18 protein-coding genes are annotated in these 18,258 nt (G+C 68.9%); 14 read left to right on the top strand and 4 right to left on the bottom strand.

The window, feature by feature from the left end; all coding sequences use genetic code 11:
* Window positions 1-21 precede the first annotated feature (21 nt).
* The gene (locus ACRDPS_RS04030; protein WP_431500335.1) at window positions 22-702 is read right to left on the bottom strand and encodes a TetR family transcriptional regulator; all 681 of its coding nucleotides are present in this window, start codon (window positions 700-702) and stop codon (window positions 22-24) included.
* 172 nt (window positions 703-874) lie between these two features.
* On the opposite strand from ACRDPS_RS04030, the gene ACRDPS_RS04025 reads away from it, so the two are divergent.
* From ACRDPS_RS04025 to ACRDPS_RS03995, 7 genes are all read left to right on the top strand, one after another.
* The gene (locus tag ACRDPS_RS04025; RefSeq protein WP_431500334.1) at window positions 875-2,050 is read left to right on the top strand and encodes a thiolase family protein; all 1,176 of its coding nucleotides are present in this window, start codon (window positions 875-877) and stop codon (window positions 2,048-2,050) included.
* Window positions 2,051-2,078: 28 nt separating this feature from the next.
* On the top strand, window positions 2,079-2,846 hold the full coding sequence (locus tag ACRDPS_RS04020) for a 3-hydroxyacyl-CoA dehydrogenase (RefSeq protein ID WP_431500333.1): 768 nt from the start codon (window positions 2,079-2,081) through the stop codon (window positions 2,844-2,846).
* Window position 2,847: 1 nt separating this feature from the next.
* Window positions 2,848-3,522, top strand: coding sequence for a hotdog domain-containing protein (locus tag ACRDPS_RS04015; RefSeq protein WP_431500332.1), 675 nt, complete (start codon window positions 2,848-2,850; stop codon window positions 3,520-3,522).
* 48 nt (window positions 3,523-3,570) lie between these two features.
* Window positions 3,571-4,749, top strand: coding sequence for an acyl-CoA dehydrogenase family protein (locus tag ACRDPS_RS04010; RefSeq protein ID WP_431500331.1), 1,179 nt, complete (start codon window positions 3,571-3,573; stop codon window positions 4,747-4,749).
* A complete protein-coding gene (locus tag ACRDPS_RS04005) occupies window positions 4,746-5,828 on the top strand; it encodes a phosphotransferase family protein (protein ID WP_431500330.1) in 1,083 nt (360 codons plus the stop codon). The genes ACRDPS_RS04010 and ACRDPS_RS04005 overlap by 4 nt, the downstream gene beginning before the upstream one ends.
* Window positions 5,807-7,810, top strand: a complete 2,004-nt coding sequence (locus ACRDPS_RS04000; RefSeq protein ID WP_431500329.1) for an NADPH-dependent 2,4-dienoyl-CoA reductase — start codon at window positions 5,807-5,809, stop codon at window positions 7,808-7,810. The genes ACRDPS_RS04005 and ACRDPS_RS04000 overlap by 22 nt, the downstream gene beginning before the upstream one ends.
* Before the next feature lie 583 nt (window positions 7,811-8,393).
* Window positions 8,394-9,617 (top strand): lytic transglycosylase domain-containing protein, encoded by a 1,224-nt coding sequence (locus ACRDPS_RS03995; protein ID WP_431500328.1) that lies wholly within the window; start codon window positions 8,394-8,396, stop codon window positions 9,615-9,617.
* 143 nt (window positions 9,618-9,760) lie between these two features.
* Here the strand turns inward: ACRDPS_RS03995 and mftR are convergent, their stop codons facing one another.
* Window positions 9,761-10,372, bottom strand: coding sequence for a mycofactocin system transcriptional regulator (mftR, locus tag ACRDPS_RS03990; RefSeq protein WP_431500327.1), 612 nt, complete (start codon window positions 10,370-10,372; stop codon window positions 9,761-9,763).
* Window positions 10,373-10,515: 143 nt separating this feature from the next.
* Here mftR and mftA point away from each other — a divergent pair, with 143 nt between their 5' ends.
* The 7 genes from mftA to mftF are packed head-to-tail and all read left to right on the top strand — an operon-like array spanning window position 10,516 to window position 16,290.
* Window positions 10,516-10,614, top strand: a complete 99-nt coding sequence (gene mftA, locus ACRDPS_RS03985) for a mycofactocin precursor MftA (RefSeq protein WP_396983787.1) — start codon at window positions 10,516-10,518, stop codon at window positions 10,612-10,614.
* 37 nt (window positions 10,615-10,651) lie between these two features.
* Window positions 10,652-10,915, top strand: coding sequence for a mycofactocin biosynthesis chaperone MftB (mftB, locus tag ACRDPS_RS03980; RefSeq protein WP_431500326.1), 264 nt, complete (start codon window positions 10,652-10,654; stop codon window positions 10,913-10,915).
* 10 nt (window positions 10,916-10,925) lie between these two features.
* Window positions 10,926-12,137, top strand: coding sequence for a mycofactocin radical SAM maturase (gene mftC / locus ACRDPS_RS03975; protein ID WP_431500325.1), 1,212 nt, complete (start codon window positions 10,926-10,928; stop codon window positions 12,135-12,137).
* A gap of 28 nt (window positions 12,138-12,165) precedes the next feature.
* Window positions 12,166-13,413: a pre-mycofactocin synthase MftD gene (gene mftD, locus ACRDPS_RS03970; RefSeq protein ID WP_431500324.1), complete on the top strand. Its 1,248-nt coding sequence runs from the start codon at window positions 12,166-12,168 to the stop codon at window positions 13,411-13,413.
* On the top strand, window positions 13,410-14,081 hold the full coding sequence (gene mftE / locus ACRDPS_RS03965) for a mycofactocin biosynthesis peptidyl-dipeptidase MftE (RefSeq protein WP_431500323.1): 672 nt from the start codon (window positions 13,410-13,412) through the stop codon (window positions 14,079-14,081). The genes mftD and mftE overlap by 4 nt, the downstream gene beginning before the upstream one ends.
* Window positions 14,078-14,872: a mycofactocin-coupled SDR family oxidoreductase gene (locus ACRDPS_RS03960; protein WP_431500322.1), complete on the top strand. Its 795-nt coding sequence runs from the start codon at window positions 14,078-14,080 to the stop codon at window positions 14,870-14,872. The genes mftE and ACRDPS_RS03960 overlap by 4 nt, the downstream gene beginning before the upstream one ends.
* The gene (gene mftF, locus ACRDPS_RS03955; RefSeq protein ID WP_431500321.1) at window positions 14,869-16,290 is read left to right on the top strand and encodes a mycofactocin biosynthesis glycosyltransferase MftF; all 1,422 of its coding nucleotides are present in this window, start codon (window positions 14,869-14,871) and stop codon (window positions 16,288-16,290) included. The genes ACRDPS_RS03960 and mftF overlap by 4 nt, the downstream gene beginning before the upstream one ends.
* Before the next feature lie 512 nt (window positions 16,291-16,802).
* Here mftF and ACRDPS_RS03950 read toward each other — a convergent pair.
* Window positions 16,803-17,276, bottom strand: coding sequence for a nuclear transport factor 2 family protein (locus tag ACRDPS_RS03950; protein ID WP_431500320.1), 474 nt, complete (start codon window positions 17,274-17,276; stop codon window positions 16,803-16,805).
* Window positions 17,276-18,133, bottom strand: a complete 858-nt coding sequence (locus ACRDPS_RS03945; protein ID WP_431500319.1) for a TIGR03619 family F420-dependent LLM class oxidoreductase — start codon at window positions 18,131-18,133, stop codon at window positions 17,276-17,278. The genes ACRDPS_RS03950 and ACRDPS_RS03945 overlap by 1 nt, the downstream gene beginning before the upstream one ends.
* Window positions 18,134-18,258: the final 125 nt, after the last annotated feature.

The raw sequence follows: 18,258 nt of genomic DNA, 5'->3' as shown, positions 1-18,258 counted from the left end.
GGGGGAGGGAGGTGGTGGGTTTCAGGCGGTCCTGGCGAGGTCGGCGTCCGACGCGGGGTCGCTGGCTCCGGCTTCGCTCTCGATGTTGCCGAAGTGGGCCACGCCGAGGAGGTAGCTGCGTACGGTGTGCTCGAAGATCTGCTTGGTGTTGAGCTGGTTCGCGGCTCCGGCAGCCGCCAGAGCAGGGAATCTCTCGGGCTCGGCGTGCTCGAAACGCACTCGAGCGCGCGATGGTGGCCGCATCGCCTCCGCGATCGCGGCGCCGAGCGAGACCTTTTCCAGGCCGTCGAGGATCTGTACGTGGAGCTCGACCGGCACGCCGCAATCGCTCAAATAGGCAGCGGCCTGCTCGTACATCTCGGTGAGCAGGTCCCGGGGCATGAAGCGGAGCAGGATCGGGGCAGCGTTGCGGTGGCGGAGCACGGAGGCCCGGAAGTTCAGGGCGAGCTGGGTGAACCACTCCGCCCAGTCGTTCTGGGATGGCTTGCGGGGGAGGGGGGTCTTGGCCACGATCGCCTGGGCCACGGCCGCGAGGATCTCGTCCTTGTCGCTGAAGTGGTGGTAGAGCGAAGGTGCCTTGACGTTGAGCTCGCGGGCCAGTCTGGGCAGGCTCAGTGAGTCGATGCCGTCTTCGTCGATGATCCCCAACGCTGCCTTGATGGTCGCGTCCTTGCTGATCAACGGTGTGCTCGGTCGTCCCACTGCCTGCTCCTCTGCGTCCGCGGCCTCCGATAACCGCATCGCTTTAGATTCTCTCATGTCTTTGCCCAATCGTCGGCGACCGAGACGTGTTTTGCTGGTTACGCTCTTGTAAACCTAACGATAGAAGGTTTAGTGTGGTCGCGACCCGCTGCCGTGATCTTCAGGAGCCTCTATGACCAACGCCGTGATCGTCGACATCGCCAGGACAGCGACAGGCAAGGGAAAGCCGGGAGGAGCGCTCTCCGGCGTCCACCCCGCCGAGCTGTTCGCCACCGTCATCCGATCTCTGGTCGAGGGCAACGACCTCGACCCCGCATCGGTAGATGACGTCATCGGCGGCTGCGTGATCCAGTACGGCGACCAGGCGCTGAACATCACCCGCACCGCCCTGCTCGCCGCCGGACTACCGGTCGAAGTCGCGGGAACGACGATCGACAGGCAGTGCGGCTCCTCCCAGCAGGCGGCGCACTTCGCCGCGCAGGGCGTGATCGCCGGGGCCTACGACATCGTCATCGCCGGCGGGGTGGAGTCGATGAGCCGGGTGCCGATGGGCACCTCGGTCGGCACAGGCGAGCCCTTCGGGCCCCTTGCTGTCCGGTTCCCGGACCTGCCGAACCAGGGCATCGGCGCTGAGCTGATCGCCTCGCGCTGGAAGCTCGACCGCGACCGGATCGACGCCTTCTCCGCGGAGTCCCATCGCCGCGCCGCCGCGACCGCCCTCTCCGGCGGGTTCGGGCCCGAGATCGTCCCGGTGGCCCTGCCCGGCGGCGGCAGTCACGTCGTCGACGAGACCGTCCGCCCCGCCACCACGGCCGAGGGGCTGGGCGGTCTCAAGCCGTCCTTCTTCACCGAGGAGATGGTCTCTCGCTATCCGGAGATCGGCTGGCACATCACGCCGGGCAACTCCTCGCCGCTGACCGACGGCGCCTCAGCGGCGCTCATCATGAGTGAGGAGAAGGCTGCTGAGCTCGGCCTGACCCCGCGGGCCCGCTTCCACACCTTCGCGGTCACCGGCTCCGATCCCGAGATCATGCTCACCGGCCCGATCCCAGCCACCCACAAGGCGCTGAAGAAGTCGGGTCTGACCATCGACGACATCGACGCCTACGAGGTCAACGAGGCCTTCGCTCCGGTGCCGATGGCGTGGGCCCAGGAGTTCAACGCCGACCCCGCGCGGCTCAACCCGCGCGGCGGCGCCATCGCGCTCGGTCACCCGCTGGGTGGGTCCGGCACCCGACTGCTGACCACGCTTCTCAACCATCTTGAGGAGACCGGCGGACGGTACGGCCTGCAGACGATGTGCGAAGGCGGCGGGATGGCCAACGCCACCATTATCGAGCGCATCTGACGACCAGTACCAAGAAAGAAGGACCAACATGGACATCACCGGCAAGTCTGCCCTCGTCACGGGCGGCGCCTCTGGCCTCGGCCTCGCCACTGCCCTCAACCTTCATGCGGCAGGGGCACACGTCGTGATCGTCGATCTGCCTGGCAGCGAGGGCAAGCGGGTCGCCGCTGACCTCGGTGAGCGGGCAACCTTCGTACCTGCCGACGTCACCGACGAGGAACAGGTGCAGGCCGCCGTCGACGCTGCCGTCGCGGAGGCACCGCTGGCGGTGACCGTGAACTGTGCGGGCATCGGCAACGCGGTCCGGGTCGTCGGCAAGGACGGCTCACCGTTCTCCTTGCCCGACTTCACCAAGGTCGTCACCGTCAACCTGATCGGCACCTTCAACGTCCTCCGACTCGCGGCCGCCGCAATGGTCGCCCACACCGAGGTCGACGGCGAGGAGCGCGGCGTGATCGTCAACACCTCCTCGGTCGCCGCCTTCGACGGCCAGATCGGGCAGGCCGCCTACTCGGCGTCCAAGGGCGGCATCGTCGGGCTCACCCTCCCGGTCGCACGCGACCTCGCCAACCATCGAATCCGGGTCAACACCATCGCGCCGGGACTGTTCCTCACGCCGCTGTTCAGCGCATTGCCAGACGAAGCGATCGACTCTCTCGGCGCCCAGGTGCCCCACCCCAGCCGGCTCGGCAAGCCCGAGGAGTACGCCGGCCTCGTCGCGCACATCGTCGAGAACCCGATGCTCAACGGTGAGGTGATCCGGCTGGACGGGGCGATCCGGATGGCGCCGCGCTGACGTGGACGTCGAACCTGACCACACTGCGTCCCGTCACGCCGAAGCGTGGGAGACCCGCATCGGGGTTCCGGAGTCCTTCACCGTGGCCGGCTCCGAGGCGGAGTCGGCCGAGCTCCCGGGTGGCGTCGCGTGGGGTCCCCTCATCGAGGTGCTACGTGGGTTCCTCGACGACCTCGCGGGCTCGGTGCCGGACGCAGTGCTCGCCACTGAACTCACTCGGCAGATCGAGCAGTCGGCGGAGGCCCTGAGACGAAACCAGGTGCCCGAGGCGCAGCAGGCGTTCGGGCACCGCGTCGACCTGCACGGCCGGGGTCAGGTGATGGCTCCTGCCTTCGTCCTCACCGCGCGAGGCGAGGACAGCGTCGAGGGCACCGTCACCTTCGGACGGTTCTTCCTCGGCGGGCACGGCGCCGTCCACGGAGGCGCGGTCGCGCTCCTCTTCGACGAGGTGCTGGGCCGTCTCTCCGACACCTCCTCGCGGCCGCCGGGACGTACGGCCAGCCTGACGGTGAACTACCGAGCGGTGACCCCGATAGGCAAGCTGCTCGCTGTACGCGCCCGGTTCGAGGAAGAGTCCGGCCGCAAGCGCTACCTGGTGGGCGAGATCTGGGACGGCGAGATCCTCTGCGCCGACGCCCGCGCCCTGTTTCTCGGCCTGCGGGCCGGCCAGGACTGAGGCACCGGACATCACCCTCCTCATGGATTCAGACAAGGAGCATAGCGAATGACCGATGTGGCCGCGATCGCGGAGACCACCCGGATGCTGGTCGAGACCCACGTCCTCCCGGTGGAGGATGAGTACGACGGCGATGTCGAGGCCGCAGGCGGCGAGAGCCTGCGTACCCGGTTGCAGGCCGAAGCCCGGGCTGAAGGGGTCTTCGCGCCGCACGCCCCGGTGGTGTACAACGGCCTCGGTTTGGGCATGGTCGAGCGCGTGCCCGTCTTCGAGGCTGCCGGGCGGGGGTTGTTCGGTCCGATGGCGCTCAACATCAACGCTCCCGATGAGGGCAACATCCACCTGCTCGCCCATGTTGCCGATGCGGCACAGCAGGAGCGATTCCTGGCCCCGCTGGCCCGCGGTGAGGTGCGCTCGGCGTTCGCGATGACCGAGCCGTCTCCTGGCGCAGGTGCTGATCCGTCGGCGCTGGCCAGCCGGGCGGAGCGTACGTCGGCAGGCTGGCGGCTCAACGGACACAAGTGGTTCATCACCGGCGCCGACGGCGCGGCCTTCCACATCGTGATGGCGCGTACGTCGGGCGAGCCCGGCGGTGCCGGTGGGGCGACCATGTTCCTGGTGCCCGCGGACACTCCGGGCGTAAACCTGGTGCGCCACGTCGGTACCCAGGACCGCTCGATGCTCGGCGGGCACTGCGAAATCACCTACACCGACGTCGAGGTGGGTGAGGAAGCCGTCCTGGGCGAGGTCGACGAGGGGTTCCGGTACGCGCAGGTGCGACTCGGTCCGGCCCGGATGACCCATGTGATGCGCTGGACCGGCGCCGCCGCCCGCGCCCATGAGACCGCGGTACGCCATGTCGCCGGACGTCGCGCGTTCGGGTCTCGTCTCGCCGAGCAGGGGATGGTGCAGCAGATGATCGCGGACAACGAGATCGACCTGGCCGCAACCAGGGCACTGCTCCTGGCGGCGTGCCGCGAGCTCGACGACGGCGGACGGGCGTCTGAGTCGACGTCGATCGCCAAGACGTTCGCTGCCGAGGCGCTCTGCCGGGTCGCGGACCGGGCTGTGCAGATGTGCGGAGGCCTCGGTGTCTCCCGCGACCTGCCGGTGGCCAGGATCGCCCGTGAGCTCCGCCCGTTCCGGATCTATGACGGACCCTCCGAGGTGCACCGCTGGTCGATCGCCCGCCGCGCGGTGCGCCGGATCGCGGGAGGCGCCTCGTGAGCGGGGTGCTCGCCGAGATCGAGCTGGCCGGAGTGCGCGAGCAGATGCTGGCCGCCGGCTCCGAGGTCGAGCCGGAGCTTCGCGGCAACCTGATCGCCGGCGGTCGGTCCAACTTGACCGTCCGCCTCGACGACGGCGTACGCAGCTGGGTGCTGCGCACGCCTCCCAGGCACGGACGCACCCCCTCGGCGCACGACGTGGGCCGCGAGTTCCGTGTCACCAGCGGCTTGGCGTCCACCGATGTGCCGGTCGCTGCCCCGGTGGTCTTCTGCGACGACGATGCGCTCTTGGGCGGCCCGTTCTCGGTATGGGAGTTCGTCGACGGGGTGACCGTCCAGTCCCGCGATCAGCTTGAGGCTCTCGACCAGAACATCATCGACGGCATCACCGATGCCCTGGTCGAGACGCTGGCCACACTGCACCGGGTCGACCACGTCGCAGTCGGGTTGGAGCGTTTCGGGCGCCCCGATGCGTACGTTCGACGCCAGATCACCCGGTGGTCCGGCCAATGGGAACTGGTCGCGCCGCGCGACGCCCAGGTGCGTGATGACGCGAACGCTGTGTGCAAGCTCCTCGAGGACCAGATTCCTGAGCAGCGGCACACCTCGATCGTTCACGGCGACTACCGCATCGACAACGCTCTGCTGGACCTCACCGGAATCACCCCGAGAGTCGCGGCGGTCGTCGACTGGGAGCTCTCCACGATCGGGGATCCGGTCGCCGATGTCGCCACCATGTGCGCCTACCGGCACCCCGCCTTCGACCGGGTCCTAGGCTTCCCCGCGGCCTGGACCAGTCCACGCCTCGACGACGCCGGCGCGCTCGCGCGCCGCTACGAGCGCGCCGGCGGTATCGAGCTCGATCATTGGCCGGTCCATCTCGGGTTGGCCTACTACAAGATCGCCGTCATCGCCGCGGGCATCGACTACCGCTGGCGTGCCGAGGGCGCACCGGAGGACGGCAACGACACCGCGGGCTCCGCGGTGGGCCCCTTCCTGAATGCGGCGCTGACCACCCTGACCGGCCTGCCCGCTGCCCGGCCAACCCAAGGAGCACGATGTCGTTCGACCACCTGCTGAGCCCGCTGCGGCTCGGCTCCCTGGACCTGCCCAACCGCGTCGTGATGGGCTCGATGCACATCGGCCTCGAGGACGCCGACGCCGATATCTCACGGCTGGCCGGCTACTTCGCCGAGCGCGCCCGTGGAGGCGCCGGTCTGATCATCACCGGCGCCTACGCCGTCAGCGCCGAGGGTCGCCTCACGGAGGGCGCCGGCGACATCGCAACCGACGACCGGGTGGACGCCCACCGCCGAGTCACCGACGCGGTGCACGCTGATGGAGGCCGGATCGCTCTGCAGCTCATCCACGCCGGCCGCTACGGCCGCCACGCCGCCAGCGTCGGACCGTCCTCGATCAAGAGCCCGATCAATCCGTTCCAGCCGCGCCCGCTGACCACAGGGCAGGTCTGGCAGGTCGTGGATGACTTCGCCGCGGCGGCCGCGCGGGCCCGCACCGCCGGCTACGACGGGGTCGAGATCATGGCGTCAGAGGGCTATCTGATCAACCAGTTCCTCGCGCCGCGGACCAACGACCGCACCGACGAGTGGGGCGGTTCGGCGTACGCTCGAAGGCGCCTGCCGGTCGAGATCGTGCGCCGCATGCGGGCGGAGCTGGGGCCGGGCTTCCCGATCCTCTACCGGATCTCCCTGCTCGACCTGGTCGACGGCGGCCAGACCTGGCAGGAGACCATCGAGCTCGCCCAGGCCCTGCAGGACGAGGGTGTCACTGCGTTCAACACCGGCATCGGCTGGCACGAGGCCCGCATCCCGACGATCATCACCCAGGTGCCGCGGGGCGCCTGGCTGCGCTACACGCGGCTTCTGAAGGCCGCGGTCGAGGTACCGGTGTGCGCCGCCAACCGGATCAACACCCCGCAGCTCGCCGAGGACATCGTCGCCGACGGCGACGCCGACCTCGTCGCGATGGCCCGGCCGTTGCTGGCCGATCCCGCCTTCGTGTCCAAGGCGGCTGCCGGGCGCGCCGACGAGATCAACACTTGTATCGCCTGCAACCAGGCGTGCCTCGACCACGGCTTCTCGGGTCTGGAGGCGACGTGCCTGGTGAACCCGCGCGCCGGCAAGGAGACGGTGTGGACCATCGAGCCGGCACCTCGGCCCCGCAGTGTCGCGGTCGTGGGTGCCGGGCCGGCTGGGCTCGCAGCCGCGGTCACCGCGGCGGAGCGGGGTCTCGCGGTCACGCTCCTCGAACGCGAGGAGGAGGTCGGCGGACAGTTCCGGTTGGCGATGGAGGTGCCCGGCAAGGAGGACTTCGCTGACACGCTGCGCTACTTCCGTCGTCGTCTGAAGGTGCTCGGCGTAGACGTACGCCTCGGGTCCGCCGCGTCCCTGACCGACCTGGACGGCTTCGACGAGGTCGTGATCGCCACTGGGGTCAAGCCCCGGATCCCGAAGATCCCCGGGATCGACCACACCAAGGTTGCGAGCTATGCCGACGTGCTCGCGGGGCGAGTGACGCCGGGTGAGCGCGTTGCGGTGGTCGGAGCCGGGGGGATAGGCGTCGACGTGTCCTGCTGGCTCACCCACGACCCGAAGGAGGACCTCGACGGGTGGCTGGCGCGGTGGGGCGTCGACTCCACCCTGACCCAGCCCGGTGGGCTCACCGAGCCGCGGCCGTACGAGCCGTCCCGGAAGGTCACGCTCCTGCAGCGCAAGGCGACCGCGATCGGCAAGGACCTCGGGAAGACCTCGGGGTGGGCGCATCGTGCGGTGCTCGGTCAGGCGGGGGTCAGGCTGGTTCCTGGTGCCTCCTACGTGCGCATCGACGACTGCGGCCTGCATGTCGTGGTCGACGGGGTCTCGCGCACCATCGAGGCGGACACCGTCGTGGTCTGTGCCGGCCAGGAGCCGGTGCGCGACCTCTACGACGCCCTGGTCGCCGCCGGTCGTACGCCGCACCTGATCGGAGGCGCGGACCTGGCTGCCGAGCTCGACGCGAAGCGCGCGATCGCCCAGGGCACATCCGTCGCCGCGGCGCTGTAGCCGGGCGTCGGCCCGTTTCAACGCGCTCAGTCGCCGGAACGATCGGTAAAAGTGTGGCGAACACCGTGCTCTTTAAATCTAACGATGGTAGATTTAGGTCAAGGTTGACCTGAGGAGGAAACCTGATGATGAGCTCCGCGACAGTCCGGCGCCCCGGCTCGGTGGCGGAAGGTGCGTGCTCGCCCGGCCGGGGGTGTGCGGTCCAAGCCTGGCTGGTCACCGCCCCACAGCAACAGCCGCGTCCCTTCTCGAAGGGGCGGGCTCCCTGGGGCACCTACCATCTCAAGGAGAATGGCGGGATCTTGACCGCCTGCGGTGAGTACGCGGTGACCTGGCACGTCTTCTGGGGTCATCCGGTCACTCCACTGGCGCCGCAAGCCTGTGCTACGTGTTTCAGCATCGTCCGCGAGTCAGGTGCGACATTCGTGGATCCCGGGGCGGCGACCGCCCTGGCCGCGGGCGCCGGTCCCGCGGGGGATCGGTTGCCCTGCAGAGGGGGAGAGAGTGACTCCACACGATGAGGTGAGACGCGCCAGGTTCTCCATACGGTTCGGAATCTCATTGCAGAGCCTAAGGAGGTGCCATGTTCACCACGAGTCGTACTGAAATGCCGAAGTCGAGCGCGAAGGCGTCGAGGCCTGTCGCACTCGTCCATTTGTTCGCCGTGTCGGTCATATGGGCCGTTCACCTGGTGAATCCGTCCGCGTTCGCCAGTGGAAACATGCCGGGCTCCGCGCCTCCTGGCGGCATCTCGGTGCCGACAGCGGCGGTGCAAGACCCGGCGAGCTATTCGCAACCAGCTGTCGTGGGAGCCGCTGCCCCGCAGAGACAGGTCATGCAGGTTGCGTCGGGTGCTTCGACAGAGGAGATCCCGAACGCTGCGCTTGCCGCTTACCAGCGCGCCGAGACGGTCATCAACGCTGCGGACAAGACGTGCAACACCGACTGGCAGCTGCTCGCGGCTGTCGGCCGCGTGGAGTCGGACCACGGCCGCTTTGGCGGCAGCAGTCTGGGGGCCGATGGTGTCTCTCGTCCAGGCATCTTCGGCATCCCCCTCGACGGTACGAACAAGACCCAGGCGATCGCGGACACGGACTCTGGGCAGTACGACCGAGACAAGGTCTGGGACCGTGCTGTCGGTCCGATGCAATTCGTCCCCACCACATGGTCAGCCGTCGGCGTGGACGCTGACGGCAACGGACAGAGGGACCCCCAGGACATCAACGACGCCGCGCTGGCGGCAGCGGTGTATCTGTGCTCGGGTCCTCAGGGCCTCGGCAACGAGGCCGGGCGCCGCGCAGCGGTCCTCCGTTACAACCACTCGCGGTCCTACGCCGACCAGGTGCTGCAGACCCGCATTGCGTACCTGAAGGGCGACTACACCGCCGTGCCCAACCAAACCCAGCCGGCGTCCTACAGTCCCGGCTCCGGCTGGCGGGCCTCCGCTGGGTCCAGCGAGAAGGAGGCGCCGAAACCAAGGCGGATCCCGCGGGGTGGCGACGGTGCCACAGATCATCCGACCTCCGCTCCGGAGCCTGAAACTGGTGGTCAGAACAGTAGGGAGGACGCCGCGGGGTCCAAACCCACATCACCTGCTTCGGAGAAGGCTCCGGCTTCGCCCAAGCGTGAACAGGACGAGGTTGGCGGGACTCTCGAGAAGGTCGCAGAGCCCCTTCCGGCCCCTGTCCGCGAACCTGTCGATCGTGTCTTGACCCTGACTCAGGCGGCCACCCGATGCACGGCGAACGGTGTGGGTCGACTCGACCTTGTCGCTTGGAACAGGTGCATCAACGACTTGGTCCGATGAGCCTCAGGCTCGCTGTGAACCTGAATCCCCACGGGCCTCGAAACGGTAGTTGGAGACCGCTGCCGCCGAACGAGGCGGGCGTGGGTAGAAGCTGGTCCTCGCGCCATCTCCCTATGCCGGCCCTGCACGCGTCCAGCCGAGCGTCAGGTCGAAAGGTAGGAACGCAGATGGGCCATCGTGGCGTCGAGAAGGTGGGGAAGGGAAGCGTCCTCGTCGGCGAGCCATGCCTGATAGGAGGTCAGGGCGAGTGCGAGAGAGACCTGGCCGGTGGTCTGGGGGAGGAGGTCGTCGGGACCGAGGCCGGTGCGCTCGGCGACGTACTCGGCGATGACCTCGCGCCAACTGGCGTAGCGGAGGACCGAGTGGGCCTGGAGTGCCGGGGTGGTCAGGATCAGGCGCATCCGGTCGCGGTGGCTGGGGCGCGCGTCGTTGGGGAAGTCGTTGAAGGCGAGTACGCCGCGGTGGATCGCCTCATGCAGGGGGAGGTCTCTGGGCATCTCGCGCAGGATCTCGCGGAAGGCGTCGAGGGTGCGGTCGAACTGTCCCCAGGGGATGTCGTTCTTGGAGGGGTAGTAGCGGGTGATGGTGCGCCTGCCGACCCCGATCGCCTCACCGATGTCGTCGAGGGTGGTGGCCTCGAAACCCCTGGTCACGAAGAGCTGGAAGGCAGCCTGCTCGATCTCCGCGTGTGTGGTTGCGGCGGGGCGACCGCGGAGCGAGCGGCGCCGTGTCGCGGGGGCGGGCACGGTCGGCATCTGTCGAATCTATCAGCAGCGGCTTCGGCAAAAGAATGGTTCTCTCCGGCATCCCCCTATCTTTTTGACCCCGAGTGTCATTAATGTGTTGTGCATCACCGCAATCGCGTCTTCGGACGCACCGAGGATGAAGGAGAGCTGTCATGAACCCTGAAGAGACCACCCAGGTCGTGGACGAGGCCCTGACCGAGGAGTCGTTGATCGAGGAGGTCTCGATTGACGGCATGTGCGGCGTCTACTGAGCCGGGTCCGACGATGCTGAGTGATCCGATGATGGCCGTGAGCCTGGACAGCGCGTGGGCGCTGTCGCCGTCGGTGGAGCTGCGCCGGGAGCCTTTCGGGGCGTTGGCCTACCACTTCGGGAACCGGAAGCTGACCTTCCTCAAGCGTCCCGAGCTGGTGGCGGTCGTGCGTGCGCTTGGTTCCCACCGGGATGTGCGCGGTGCGCTCGTGGCATCTGGGGTGCCGGAGGGCCAGCATGCTGCGTACGTTGCTGCGCTCTCCGGCCTCGCTAAGACCGACATGATCCGCCCCGTGGCGTGAGGAGACTTTGATGAAGCTGGTGGAGCACTTCGAGCTCGGCCTGGATGCGCCGATCTGCCTGACCTGGGAGCTGACCTATGCGTGCAACCTGGAGTGTGCGCACTGTCTGTCGAGTAGTGGCCGGCGTGACCCGCGTGAGCTGAGTACGGAGCAGTGTGAGGCGGTGATCGACGAGCTGCAGCGGATGCAGGTGTTCTATGTGAACATCGGCGGCGGTGAGCCGACCGTGCGCCCGGACTTCTGGCATCTGGTCGAATATGCCGTCGCGCACGATGTGGGGGTGAAGTTCTCCACCAACGGTGTTCGGCTCACTCCGGAGCGGGCGCGGTGGCTGGCGGCGAGTGACTATGTGGACGTACAGATCTCGCTCGATGGCGCCACCGCCGAGGTCAATGACCGGGTGCGGGGGACGGGGTCGTACGACACTGCGATCACTGCGCTGCGCAACCTGTACGAGGCGGGGTTCGGTGATGCCAAGGTGAGCGTGGTCTGCACCCGGGAGAACATCGGGCAGCTGGACGAGTTCAAGGCGATCGCTGACCGGTTCGGAGCGACGCTGCGGCTGACCCGGTTGCGTCCCTCGGGCCGTGGCGCCGATGTGTGGGACGAGCTGCACCCGTTGCCCGAGCAGCAGCGGGAGCTGTACGAGTGGCTTGTCGCCAACGGTGACAATGTGCTGACCGGCGACTCCTTCTTCCACCTGGCCGCCTTCGGGCCGGAGGACGGGAGCGGTGCTCTGCCGGGGCTGAATCTGTGCGGTGCCGGCCGGGTGGTGTGCCTGATCGACCCGGTCGGAGATGTCTATGCCTGCCCGTTCGCGATCCACGACGAGTTCCTTGCCGGCAACCTGCTCACCGACGGTGGGTTCGACAAGGTGTGGAAGACCTCGACCCTCTTCCAGGAGCTGCGTGAGCCGCAGACCGGTGGCGCCTGCTCCGGGTGCGCCCACTACGACTCCTGTCGTGGCGGTTGCATGGCCGCGAAGTTCTTCACCGGGCTGCCGTTGGATGGGCCCGACCCCGAGTGCGTCCAGGGATACGGCGAGACCGCGCTGGCAGGGGCCCGCAGCGTGCCCGCGGCGAGCCAGGACCACTCCCGCGGCGCCCCCAGCCGCAACGCGCCGGTGCTGCTCACTCTCTCCCGGCGCCGTCCGGACGCTGAGCTGGCCCCGCCGGTGAGCGCGTGCGCGGAATCGCCACTGGCCGGCTTCGCCCCGAACTGAACCCCTGAAGACAGAAGCGAGAACAGACATGGCCTGGAAGAACCCCTGGAAGCAGAACCCGTGGTTCGAGACCGTCGCGGTAGCGCAAGAGCGTGCCCGCAAGCGGCTGCCGAAGCCGGTGTACGCGGCTCTGCTGGCCGGGTCCGAACGTGGCCAGACGATCGCGGACAACCAGCAGGCGTTCGCCGACCTCGGGCTCGCGCCGCACGTGGCTGGCCATCATGACAAGCGTGAGCTGTCGACCACGGTGCTGGGCCAGGAGATCGGGTTCCCGGTGATCATCTCGCCCACCGGCGTACAGGCCGTCCACCCCGACGGCGAGGTCGCGGTCGCCCGCGCCGCGGCGGCCAGGGGCACGGTCATGGGACTGTCCAACTTCGCCTCCAAGGCGGTCGAGGAGGTCGTCGAGGCCAACCCGGCGACCTTCTTCCAGATGTACTGGACCGGCGACCGTGAGGTGATGATCCGCCGAATGCACCGCGCCCACACGGCAGGTGCGAAGGCGCTGATCGCGACCCTGGACTGGTCCTTCTCCATGGGCCGTGACTGGGGCAGCCCGGAGATCCCGGAGAAGGTCGACATCAACGCGATGCTCAGGTTCGCGCCCCAGGTGATGAGCCGGGGCAGATGGCTCGCGGCCTACGCCCGCAGCGGCGGCATCCCGGACCTGACCGCCCCCAACCTGGCACCGATCGCCGCCGACGGCAGCCTGGGGGAGCCGCCCACGTTCTTCGGTGCCTACTACGAGTGGATGACCACACCGCCGCCGTCGTGGGATGACGTGGCCTGGATGGTGGCCACCTGGAAGGACCTGAGTGGAGGCAAGCCGTTCATGCTCAAGGGCGTGTGCCGGGTCGACGACGCGCTGCGTGCGGTCGATGCGGGTGTGGATGCGATCTCGGTCTCCAACCACGGCGGCAACAACCTCGACGGCACCCCGGCCACGATCCGGGTGCTGCCTGCGATCGCCACCGCGGTGGGCGACCAGATCGAGGTGCTCCTCGACGGTGGGGTACGCCGCGGCTCCGACGTCGCCAAGGCACTCGCCTTGGGCGCGCGTGCGGTGATGGTCGGTCGTGCCTACCTGTGGGGCCTGGGCGCCAACGGCCAGGCCGGTGTCGAGAACGTCCTCGACATCCTCCGCAACGGCCTCGACTCCGCGGTCCTCGGCATGGGCAAGGCCTCGATCCACGACCTCACCCCGGCCGACCTGGTGATCCCCGCCGGTTTCGAGCTCGCCCTGGGCATGCCGCCCGACGCTGAAGGCCGACAGTGAGCCTCGCTGACCGCCCCTGGCCACAGATCGTGCCCGGCGGCACCGTCCTGGTGCCCCTGGGCTCCACCGAGCAGCACGGCCCACACCTGCCCCTGGACGTGGACACCGTGATCGCTACGGCGGTCGCCGACGAGCTCGCCCCGCTCACCGGCGCCTCGGTCGCTCCGGCCGTACCGGTCGGTGCCAGCGGGGAGCACCAGTCCTTCCCCGGGACCATCTCGATCGGCACCGACGCACTGACCGCTCTGGTCGTCGAGCTCGGACGTTCACTGACGACCTGGGCCTCCCGGGTGGTCTTCGTCAACGGGCACGGCGGCAACGTCGAAGGGGTCGAGGCCGCGGTCAGGACGCTTCGCGCCGAGGGCCGCGACGTCGCATGGGTGCCCTGTCAGGTGCCCTACGCCGACCCGCATGCCGGGCTCACCGAGACGTCTTTGATGCTGCACCTGGACCCCGAACGGGTACGCCTGAAGCAGGCCGTCGCGGGCAACACCCGTCCGCTGCGTGAGCTGTTGGCTGCCATGCGAGCCGGTGGAGTGGAGGCGGCCTCGGCCAACGGCGTGCTCGGTGACCCGACCGGTGCGACCGCCGAGATCGGGAAGCGGATTCTCACCGAGATGGTCTTCGCCGCCTACGACCGCATCCAGATCGGCGCCATGGCGCGATGAGCACAGACGAGGAAGCACGCGTGGCGCTGGTGACCGGCGCGGCCCGCGGGATCGGCGCTGCCACAGTACGCGGCCTGGTGGCCGCCGGCGTCCACGTCGTCGCACTCGACTGGTGCGCCGGCGAGGACTCACCGGCCGGCTACCCGCAAGCCACGAAGGCTGACCTGGACACCCTCGTCACCTCGCTCCCGAGCGGCTGGGTCGAATCGGTCGTCGGTGACGTACGCGATCCCGCGGTTCTGAGCGCCGCGGTCGATGCTGCGAAGAAGAGGTGGGGGCGGCTCGACATCGCCGTCGCCGCCGCGGCCGTGATCGCCGGCGGACGTCCCCTGTGGGAGGACGCCTCGCTCGACCTGTTGTGGCAGATCGATGTCGATGGGGTCTGGAACACCGCAGCCGCAGCCGTCCCGGTGATGCTCGCCGGACCGGACCCCAGCGGCTGCCGGTTCGTCGCGCTCGCCTCCGCCGCGGGCTCGCGCGGACTGTTCCACCTCGCCGCCTACACCGCCGCGAAGCACGCCGTCGTCGGCCTGGTGAAGGGCCTCGCTGCCGACCTGACCGGGACAGGAGTGACCGCCTGTGCGGTCTCGCCCGGTTCGACCGACACCGCGATGCTCGCCGCGACCGCCGACCTCTACTCGGTCAGCACCGACGACCTCGCCGCCCACCAACTCCTGCGCCGCCCGCTCACGCCAGACGAGGTGGCCGCCACCGTCGTCCACGCATGCTCGCCCGCCGGCTCCGTGCTCAACGGCTCGGTCATCGCCGCCGACGGAGGCTTCGGCGGATGACGCTGCCACACGGGTTCACGGTGAGAGTGCGCGATGACGTACGCGTATTGCCTACGCCGAACGGTGGGTTGTCGCTGGTCGGCGGCTCTCCGTTGCGGTCCATGCGCCTGGCGCCCACGGCTGCCGACCGCGTGGTCGGCCGGCAGGTGCGGGCCCACGATGCCACCACCGACCTCATCGCACGCCGCCTGCTCGACGGCAACCTCGCCGACCCCGCGGGTCTGGTGCCCGTCGACCCGGCCGAGCTCACCGTCATCGTCCCGGCCCACGACCGACCCGAGCTCCTCGGCCGCTGCCTGGCCGCACTGAGCGGGCTTGCCGTCATCGTCGTCGACGACGCCTCCCGCGACCCGGACGCCGTCGCGGAGGTCGTACGCCGCCACGGCGCCACCCTCCTCGCACTGACCGACAACCTGGGACCCGCCGGCGCCCGCAACGCCGGAATCGCCCAGGTCGCCACGCCCTACGTCGCCTTCGTCGACTCCGACGTCACCGCCACCCCGGAAATGCTCGCGCAATTGGCCGGTCATCTCGCGGACCCTCGGGTCGCACTGGTAGGGCCGCTGGTGCGGGGGCACAGCGACAAGTCTCGACCGGCATGGTTCGAACGCCACGACATGGCAGCCTCCTCGCTCTCCCTAGGCACCAGAGCGTGCTCGGTCCGCCCCGGCGCGGCCGTCGGATGGCTGCCGTCGGCCTGCCTGGTGGCCCGCACCACGACACTGAAGGAGATCGGCGGGTTCGCCGGTGACCTGCGCGTGGGCGAGGACGTCGACCTGGTCTGGCGACTGGTCGAGGCCGGGCACGTGGTCCGCTACGCCCCCGACCTCGAGGCCCTGCACGAGGTCCGCGGCACCGTACGCGGCTGGCTCGGCCGCAAGCTCGTCTACGGCACCGGTGGCGCCGAGCTCGGACGCCGCCACGGTTCAGCGATCGCCCCGGCCGTGCTCTCCCCGGCCATGGCCGCTGCGGGCGCGGCGATCCTGGTCGGCCGCTGGTGGTCGGCACCCGCGGCGCTCGCCTCGCTGGCCTGGGGCAGCCACGTGGTCGCGGACGCTCTCCCAGACGTCCCCGACTGTCGTGGCCTCGCCTCCCGTCTGGCCGTGCGAGGATTCGGCTGGTCGCTGCGCCAGGAGTCAGCGCTCCTGCTGCGCCACTGGTGGCCACTCACGCTGGTCGTCTGCCTATTCAGCCGAACGGCCCGTCGGATGGTCCTCGCCGCGCTCATCGTCGACACCGCTGTCGCATTCCACGAGACCGACATCCGACCCACGACCCTCCTCGGCCGCCGCCTCGACGACCTCGCATACGGAGCCGGACTCTGGATCGGGGCCCTGAGAAGCGGCTCCGTACGTTGCCTCACCCCACGCCTCGTTCATCGGGCCAGGGCATCGGCGCGGACTCCGGGAAGCATCTAGTCGTCGAGCCGATAGTGCTATGGCATCGGGCGTAGCATGTCGACAAAGTCGCTTCCGGACGGGCGTACTCCTCGGCAAGGCAATCGACGGAAGGTGGGATATCGGGAGTCACGGCAAAGCGCCTTCCATTGTTCGATGTCGGAGTCACGGAATTGGTCACGGTTTGGGGGCATCAGCCCACATAAGAGGGCGTACCCTAGCAAGGTCGCGAGGCGCATTTGGCTCCCGTGATCGACGGCGACTCGGCCGTAAGGCCAGCGGTTTGCGCAGGTCAGGGAACTAGTCAGCAGAAGAGAACATCATGCCGCACCCGTGAGGGGCGACGGCGCACAGGTCAGGCCAAACAGCCCGAGCAGATAGCGGAGGGTTGTTGGTTCGAGTCCAACTCGGGGAGCCAAATACTCCGCCTGACCTGGTCAAACAGGACAGGCGGAGTTCTTTGTTTACCCGGTTGAAAGCTGCACGACCGAGAAGACATATACCCACCACTGAAACTCCTGCGCTGAGCTGGATCACGAAGTGTGGAAGCCGGAGGCGAGCAGCCCGGGGGACTCGGCCCGGCCGTCGAGCACGCGGTTGGTCCGCACGGTCACCTGCCACGAGTCGCCGGTGCGACGGAGCTGCCAGTGGTTGGCGGTAGCACGACGTACGACGAACTGCCCGTCCTGGTTGACGATCATCAGCGAGTGGCAGACTGCCAAGGCTTCGTCACCAGTCACGGTCACGACCGGCGGACCGACGAAGTGGGCGCAGCCGTCGGCGATCCAGCCCCGGTGGTTGGGCGACTGGACCATGGCCACGATCTCGTCGCGGCCGTGCATCACGAGCTCGTCGACGTCGTAGACACCGTCGGGTTCCCACAGTGCGGCGACGGCCTCTGCGGAGCCCGCGTCGACGAGTGGACCGTAGGACGCGATGAGCCGGGCGATCGCCGCCTCGTCCTCGAGTCGCTGCAGGCGGGCCTCGAGGGCTGCAAGGTCGGTCATCAGCCGACCTTCTCGCCAAGCACCGCCAGCGCGGCGAGCTGCTCGCAGTAGTGGCTCGCGGACGATGCTGCGACCGCGACGCCGGCGATGGTCGCCCCGGCCGCGGCCAGTCCGGTCAGCACGCCTTCGGTCCGCGACGGGTCGCCGATCGGGTCGAGCTGGCGACCGGCGCTGAGCACGACGTTGAAGTCGTCGGGCAGCTCCACCTTGCCAAGCAGGGCGTGCAGCTCGTCGGGCTTGAGGCCGAAGGGCACCCAGCCATCGCCGTACAACGCGGCACGCCGCAGCGAACGGAGCGTGCGGCCGCCGATCCACAGCGGGATCCGCTCCTGCTGCGCGCGCGGCTCGACGACGAAGCCGTCGTAGTCATAGAAGTCGCCATGGAACGACGGCACCCGTTGTGAGAGTGAGCCGCGCAGCGCGTCGATCGCCTCATCGGCTCGCGCGCCGCGATCGGCGAATGGAGCGTCGAGCAGCGCGAACTCCTCCTCGAGGCCGCCGACGCCGAGGCCGAGGACGAGTCGTCCGCCGCTGACCTGGTCGAGGGTGCCGTATCGCTTCACGATCTCGAGGGGGTGGTGATAACCGAGCACCAGCACCTGGGTCGCGAACCTGATCTGCGTCGTGCGGGCGGCGAGAAAGCCGAAGGTCGCGAGCGGGTCCCAGTAGGTCGCGCCGCGCTGCTCGGCAATCTCCTCGGGTACGGCGACGTGCTCGCTGCACGTCAGGTGATGGAAACCGAGCCGGTCGGCCTCCTCGGCGATCCGGGCAAGCTCCTGGATCCCGGCGCTGGTCTCCCAGGGGGAATGGGCGCCGGGCACGGCGGTGACGACGGGACTGGCGATTCCGATGCGCATGGGCGTGTGTCTACCGGTCGGCGGTCGGCTGGGGCCAGCGCCCTCCCGCTTACCGGGAGCAAATTCTGAAATTCCTTCTAGTTTTGACTGGTGTCGAAGTGTGACCGTTGTTACAGTCAAAACAA

Source organism: Nocardioides sp. (assembly GCF_050699375.1).
Classification (GTDB): domain Bacteria; phylum Actinomycetota; class Actinomycetes; order Propionibacteriales; family Nocardioidaceae; genus Nocardioides.
The sequence above is the reverse complement of the archived record's forward strand: the minus strand, read 5'-3'. Positions and strand labels throughout refer to the sequence as shown.

Coding starts and splice junctions, on each gene's coding strand:
- ACRDPS_RS04010 (WP_431500331.1), top strand. CDS start 3,571: ATGACCGATGTGGCCGCGATCGCGGAGACCACCCGGATGCTGGTCGAG.
- mftA (WP_396983787.1), top strand. CDS start 10,516: ATGAACCCTGAAGAGACCACCCAGGTCGTGGACGAGGCCCTGACCGAG.
- ACRDPS_RS04000 (WP_431500329.1), top strand. CDS start 5,807: ATGTCGTTCGACCACCTGCTGAGCCCGCTGCGGCTCGGCTCCCTGGAC.
- mftR (WP_431500327.1), bottom strand. CDS start 10,372: ATGCCGACCGTGCCCGCCCCCGCGACACGGCGCCGCTCGCTCCGCGGT.
- ACRDPS_RS03960 (WP_431500322.1), top strand. CDS start 14,078: ATGAGCACAGACGAGGAAGCACGCGTGGCGCTGGTGACCGGCGCGGCC.
- ACRDPS_RS03995 (WP_431500328.1), top strand. CDS start 8,394: ATGTTCACCACGAGTCGTACTGAAATGCCGAAGTCGAGCGCGAAGGCG.
- ACRDPS_RS04020 (WP_431500333.1), top strand. CDS start 2,079: ATGGACATCACCGGCAAGTCTGCCCTCGTCACGGGCGGCGCCTCTGGC.
- ACRDPS_RS03945 (WP_431500319.1), bottom strand. CDS start 18,133: ATGCGCATCGGAATCGCCAGTCCCGTCGTCACCGCCGTGCCCGGCGCC.
- ACRDPS_RS03950 (WP_431500320.1), bottom strand. CDS start 17,276: ATGACCGACCTTGCAGCCCTCGAGGCCCGCCTGCAGCGACTCGAGGAC.
- mftD (WP_431500324.1), top strand. CDS start 12,166: ATGGCCTGGAAGAACCCCTGGAAGCAGAACCCGTGGTTCGAGACCGTC.
- ACRDPS_RS04025 (WP_431500334.1), top strand. CDS start 875: ATGACCAACGCCGTGATCGTCGACATCGCCAGGACAGCGACAGGCAAG.
- mftC (WP_431500325.1), top strand. CDS start 10,926: ATGAAGCTGGTGGAGCACTTCGAGCTCGGCCTGGATGCGCCGATCTGC.
- mftF (WP_431500321.1), top strand. CDS start 14,869: ATGACGCTGCCACACGGGTTCACGGTGAGAGTGCGCGATGACGTACGC.